Origin of the sequence: Kineococcus vitellinus (assembly GCF_009906315.1) — a bacterium.
Classification (GTDB): domain Bacteria; phylum Actinomycetota; class Actinomycetes; order Actinomycetales; family Kineococcaceae; genus Kineococcus; species Kineococcus vitellinus.
Window position 1 is genome coordinate 1 of sequence record NZ_JAAALL010000299.1, and the last position, 5,232, is coordinate 5,232.

At 75.8% G+C, this 5,232-nt stretch carries 4 protein-coding genes, 1 tRNA gene and 1 pseudogene; 3 read left to right on the forward strand and 3 right to left on the reverse strand.

Annotated elements, in window-relative coordinates; all coding sequences use genetic code 11:
- Positions 1-80 precede the first annotated feature (80 nt).
- Positions 81-1,004, forward strand: a complete 924-nt coding sequence (locus tag GTQ99_RS19385; protein WP_166617350.1) for a beta-1,6-N-acetylglucosaminyltransferase — start codon at positions 81-83, stop codon at positions 1,002-1,004.
- A gap of 2 nt (positions 1,005-1,006) precedes the next feature.
- Here the strand turns inward: GTQ99_RS19385 and GTQ99_RS19390 are convergent, their stop codons facing one another.
- Both GTQ99_RS19390 and GTQ99_RS19395 read right to left on the reverse strand, forming a co-directional pair.
- Positions 1,007-2,497 carry a malate:quinone oxidoreductase gene (locus tag GTQ99_RS19390; protein ID WP_166617351.1) on the reverse strand — a complete coding sequence of 497 codons (1,491 nt, stop codon included), beginning with the start codon at positions 2,495-2,497 and terminating at the stop codon, positions 1,007-1,009.
- 127 nt (positions 2,498-2,624) lie between these two features.
- Complete coding sequence (locus GTQ99_RS19395; protein WP_166617352.1) at positions 2,625-3,776, reverse strand: PrsW family intramembrane metalloprotease; 1,152 nt, start codon at positions 3,774-3,776, stop codon at positions 2,625-2,627.
- A gap of 105 nt (positions 3,777-3,881) precedes the next feature.
- Here GTQ99_RS19395 and orn point away from each other — a divergent pair, with 105 nt between their 5' ends.
- Together orn and GTQ99_RS19405 are read left to right on the forward strand one after the other, a co-directional pair.
- Complete coding sequence (gene orn, locus GTQ99_RS19400; RefSeq protein ID WP_205707836.1) at positions 3,882-4,496, forward strand: oligoribonuclease; 615 nt, start codon at positions 3,882-3,884, stop codon at positions 4,494-4,496.
- Positions 4,497-4,584: 88 nt separating this feature from the next.
- Positions 4,585-4,660 (forward strand) — tRNA-His (locus GTQ99_RS19405).
- Between the two features lie 43 nt (positions 4,661-4,703).
- Here GTQ99_RS19405 and GTQ99_RS19410 read toward each other — a convergent pair.
- Positions 4,704-5,232 (reverse strand): annotated as a pseudogene (locus GTQ99_RS19410) (hypothetical protein); the annotation flags it as partial.

The window sequence follows — 5,232 nt, forward strand, 5'->3', positions numbered from 1 at the left end:
GACGAGTTGCCGCGGGACACCACCTGCTCCACTGTTGTTGAAGGCTCCACTGGGGCCCCTCGCAGGAGAGGCGGGACCCGGTGGCCGAGACGTTCGCGTACGTCCTGCTGTGCCACGTGGACGCGGAGGCCGTGCTGGCCACCGCGCGCCGCGTCCGCGAGCTGTCCCCGTCGGCGCACGTGCTGCTGCGGCACGCGCAGGGCCCCGGCTTCCTCGACGCCCCAGCGGCCCGCGCCGCGGGCGCGGAGGTCCTGCTCAGCCGCATCCGGCCGCACTGGGGCCACTGGTCGCTGGTGGCGGCCCAGCTGGAGGCGCTCGCCGAGGCCCGCCGCCGCTGGGACCCCGACTGGACCGTCGTCGTCTCCGGCCAGGACCACCCGGTGCGCGACCTGGCCGCCTGGGAGGGCGAGGTCGTGGCCTCCGGCGCCGACGCGCTGCTGCGGCCGGACGAGCGCGACTACGACGAGCGGTGGAGGCGCTGCTGGCACCGCGTGCCCGCCGAGGGGGCGGCCGCGACGACGCTGCTGCGGGCGGCGGCCCGCCTGCAGCGCCTCGGCGGGCGGCGGGCGCCGCTGCGCCTGGCCGGCGGGCGCACCTGGGTCTTCTCGCACCCCCGGCGGGAGGCGGCGCCCCCGCTGCCCTACCGCAAGGGCTCGTTCTGGGCGACCCTGTCGCGACGGGCCGTCGCCACCCTGCTGGCGGCCGGGGAGGACGACGCGCTGCGCGCCTTCTTCGCCTCGACCCTGCTGCCCGACGAGTCGTTCGCGCACTCGGTGCTGCACGCCGCCCCGCCCCTGCGCGTGGCGGCCGCGCCGACCTCGTACACCGCGTTCGTCGGCGACGACCTCGCCCACCCGCAGCCGCTGGGGCTCGGGGACGTGCCGGCGGCCCGCGCCAGCGGCGCGCCGTTCGCCCGCAAGGTCGTCCGCGGCCCGGGCGACGCCTTCGCCCGGGCCGTCGACGCGCTCGTGGACGCCGAGCGGTCGCCGGCCCGGGAGCGGTGAGCTCAGGCGACCAGCTGCAGGGCGTCCCGGGTGCGCTCGAAGGTGCGCGTCAGCAGGTCGCGGTCCTCCGAGAGCTTGGTGCCGTAGGAGGGCACCATCGCCCTCAGCCCCTCGCGCCAGGCCTCCTGGTGGGCCGGGAAGCACTGCGCGAGCAGCCGCAGCATGACGTCGACGGCCGTGGAGGCGCCCGGCGAGGCGCCCAGCAGCGCGGCGACCGAGCCGTCGGCGGCGTGCACGAGCTCGGTGCCGAACTGCAGCACCCCGCCGCGCGGGCCCTTCTTGATGACCTGCACGCGCTGGCCGGCGGTGAGCAGTTCCCAGTCCTCCTCGCGGGCGGCCGGGTGGAAGACCTTCAGCGCCTCGATGCGCTGGTCCATCGACTGCACGATCTGCTTGCCCAGGTAGGTCATGAGCGAGACGTTGTCGCGCGCCACGGCCAGCATCGGCAGCAGGTTGTGCGGGCGCACCGACAGCGGCAGGTCCAGCAGCGAGCCCTTCTTGAGGAACTTCGGCGAGAACCCCGCGTAGGGGCCGAACATGAGCGCCTTCGTGCCGTGCGAGTAGCGGGTGTCCAGGTGCGGCACCGACATGGGCGGGGCGCCGACCTCGGCCTGCCCGTACACCTTCGCGGCGTGCTGGGCGATCACCTCGGGGTTGGTGCAGCGCAGCCACTGCCCGCTGACGGGGAACCCGCCGAAGCCCTGGCCCTCCGGGATGCCGCTGCGCTGCAGCAGGTGCAGCGCGCCGCCGCCGGAGCCCACGAACACGAACGGCGTCGCGACCTCGAAGGTGCCGGCCGAGCTCTCCCCGACGACCGTCCAGCCGGACCCGCGCCGGCGCAGGTCCTTGACGCCGTGCCCGGTGAGCAGCTCCACGCCGTCCGCGGCGGCGCCGGCGAACAGCGAGGTGGTGAGCGAGCCGAAGTCGACGTCCGTCCCGGCGTCGGCGCGGGTGGCGGCGACCCGCTCCCCCGGCGCGCGGCCGGCCGTGAGCAGCGGGGCCCACTCGCCGATCTCGGCCTGGTCGTCCGACCACTGCATGCCCGCGAACAGCGGGTGCTGCGACAGCGCCTCGAAGCGGGCGCGCAGGAACTCCACGTCGCCGCCGCGCACGAAGCTCATGTGCGGGACGGAGTTGATGAAGTCGCCGGGGTGGGCCAGCACGCCCCTCTCGACGAGGGAGGACCAGAACTGCCGGCTGAGCTGGAACTGCTCGTTGATCTGCACGGCCTTGGCGATGTCGACGGTGCCGTCGGGCCGGGCCGGGGTGTAGTTCAGCTCGCACAGCGCCGAGTGGCCGGTGCCGGCGTTGTTCCACATGTCCGAGCTCTCGGAGCCGACGGTGTCGAGCTTCTCCAGGACCAGGATCGACCAGTCCGGCTGGAGCTGCGACAGCATCGTCGCCAGGGTGGCGCTCATGACCCCGCCGCCGATGAGGACGGCGTCGTAGCGGTTCGCTGCGGGCAACGGACTCACCCTCTGTTCCTCGTGCATCGTCGCGTGCCGGACCGCAGCAGGTTACGACCTCGCGGGCCCGGGGCGCCGCCCGGGGAGGCGGACGGTGTCCCGGCTCACACGTGAGGTGCGTCTCAGCCGGTGGTGCTCGCACCGGTGCCCGTGCTCAGCGCGCCGCGACCGGCGGCCAGTGCGGGAGCAGGCCCACGACGCGGGCGCGCTCGCCGGACAGCCGCCGCAGCAGCTCCAGCTCCTCCTCGGGCGTCGACTCGCTCGTGCCGCGCCGCATGCGGTCGCGGCGGAAGGCCAGCTGGGTGGCGGTCTCCTGGAAGTCGCGCACGGCCCGGGCCGCCGGGCGGCCCCCGCGGGCGGCGGCCAGGGCGCGGGCCCGCCGGCGACCGGAGGCGGAGGCCAGCTGCTCGGCCTCCGCCTCCGCCAGCCAGCCGGTGCGCACGTAGACCTGCAGGTGCCGGGCGACCAGGCGGGTCTCGCGGACCCGGGCGGCCAGCGCCACCGCGACGGCCGCGGCGAACACGGGCACCTGCAGCAGCAGGAACAGCTCCACGAAGGTGCCCGCCCCCGCGCCGGCGCTGGCGTTCCACAGCGCGTGCAGGACGACGGCCACGACCAGACCGGCCACGGGGGCGCCGACGCGCCGCAGCGGCGAGCGGTGCCGGGCCGCCAGGCCCAGCCCGACCCCGACGGCCATCGTGAACAGCGGGTGCGCGAACGGGGAGACCAGGCAGCGCAGCACGAACACCACGACCAGCGACGCCGGCTGGTCGTCGCCGAGGGCGCGGCCGAGGTAGAGGACGTTCTCCAGGTAGGCGAAGCCGACGCCGACGAAGGCCGCGTAGACGATGCCGTCGACGACGCCGTCGAACTGCCGGCGCTGGCGCAGCAGCAGCAGCAGGACCCCCAGCCCCTTGAGGACCTCCTCCACGACGGGCGCGACGAGCACGGAGGTGTTGGTCACGTCCCCCACGGCGCGGTCGAGCAGCCGCGAGGAGGCCGAGTTGAGCACCAGGGCGCCCAGGCTGGCCACGCAGGCGCCCCAGCCGAAGGCGAAGGCGAGCAGGTGCGGGGGTTCGGCCTCGTGGCGGTCCAGCCAGCAGACGGTGGCCAGCACCGGGCCGACGGGGACGGCGGCGAGGGCCAGCGCCGGCAGGGCGCCGGACAGCCCGACCTCCATCGCGACGGCCGTGAAGCTGAGCACCCCGCAGACGAGCAGGACGAAGACCGTGGGGACGAGCAGCGACCGCGGACGCCGGGCCGGCGAGGGGCGGGGCGCGGCGGCGCTGACCTGCTGCGCCGGCATGCGCCGAGCCTACGGGTCCTCCCCTCCCGGGCCCGGCCCGGCCTCTACGCTGGCCCGGTGAGCAACGACAAGGTCACCGATCGCATCGTCTGGATCGACTGCGAGATGACCGGGCTGAGCCTGAGCGACGACGCGCTCGTCGAGGTGGCCGTCCTCGTCACCGACGCCGACCTCAACGTCCTCGGCGACGGCGTCGACGTCGTCATCAAGCCCCCGCAGGCCCCGCTGGAGGCGATGGACAAGGTCGTCGTCGACATGCACACCTCCTCGGGGCTGCTGGCGGAGATCCCGGCCGGGCGCACGCTGGCCGAGGCCGAGCGGGCCGTCCTGGACTACGTGCGGCAGTGGGTGCCGGAGCCGCGCAAGGCGCCGCTGGCCGGCAGCTCGGTGCACACCGACCGCGCCTTCCTGGCCCGCGACATGCCCGAGCTCACCGAGCACCTGCACTACCGGCTCATCGACGTGTCCTCGCTCAAGGAGCTGGCCCGGCGCTGGTTCCCGCGGGTGTACTTCCACACCCCGAGGAAGCACGGCGGCCACCGGGCGCTCGCGGACATCCGCGAGAGCATCCAGGAGCTGAAGTACTACCGGGAGGTGCTCTTCGTGCCGCAGCCCGGCCCGGACTCCGAGACCACCAGGGCGGCCGGCGAGCGCTTCGAGCTGAAGCCGCAGGACGCGGAGGCGGCCGCCGCCGCCACCGAGGGGCCGCTGAGGGCCTGAACGGGTGGTCCGGCGTGCCGGACCAGCCCCCCACCCGTGTATCCTCGCCCTGTCACGTCCGCGGCGCGCCAGCGCCGCCCGTGCCGTGGTGGGTGTAGCTCAGCTGGTAGAGCACCTGGTTGTGGTCCAGGAAGTCGCGGGTTCAAGTCCCGTCACTCACCCCACGCGCGAGGGCGGTCCCGTCTGCGGGGCCGCCCTCGCGGCGCGTCAGGGCTGCCCGCTGCGATCGCCCCCGCCCACCCCGCCGCCCCACCGGGCGCGGCCGAGCGCGAGGAGCCGGCCGCGCAGCCACTCCAGGTAGGCGTCGCGGTCGGCGCGCAGGCCCAGCGAGACGACCGGGTGGCCGGCCACGTCCCAGCTGCCGGTGCCCGCGACGGGCAGCACGAGGACCTCCAGGGAGAACGGGCGGATGCGCCGGCCGAGCTCGCGCTCCACCGCGGTGAGGACGTTGGTCTCGAAGAGCGCGGTGGGCGTGCGCCGCAGGACCCGCTCCTCCAGGGCGCGCGCGGCCGCGGCCCAGCCGACCGCGTCGTCGATGCCGAGCTCGGCCAGGCCCCGCAGCTCCGGCATCCCGGCCAGGCCCTCGAAGCGCGGCGGCAGGATGGAGGTCAGGGCGCCCGGCCCGCCGGGGAAGGCGCCGGCCCACCACCGCGCCCACTGCCGCCCGGCGACCTCCAGCCCGGCGAGGTCGGCCCCGGCCGCGCGCAGCGGGGTGGCCGGCGGGTCGAGCGGGGGG

Excerpts from the sequence above, each read along its gene's own strand:
- GTQ99_RS19390 (WP_166617351.1), bottom strand. The coding sequence starts at position 2,497 with ATGCACGAGGAACAGAGGGTGAGTCCGTTGCCCGCAGCGAACCGCTAC.
- GTQ99_RS19395 (WP_166617352.1), bottom strand. The coding sequence starts at position 3,776 with ATGCCGGCGCAGCAGGTCAGCGCCGCCGCGCCCCGCCCCTCGCCGGCC.
- orn (WP_205707836.1), top strand. The coding sequence starts at position 3,882 with ATGACCGGGCTGAGCCTGAGCGACGACGCGCTCGTCGAGGTGGCCGTC.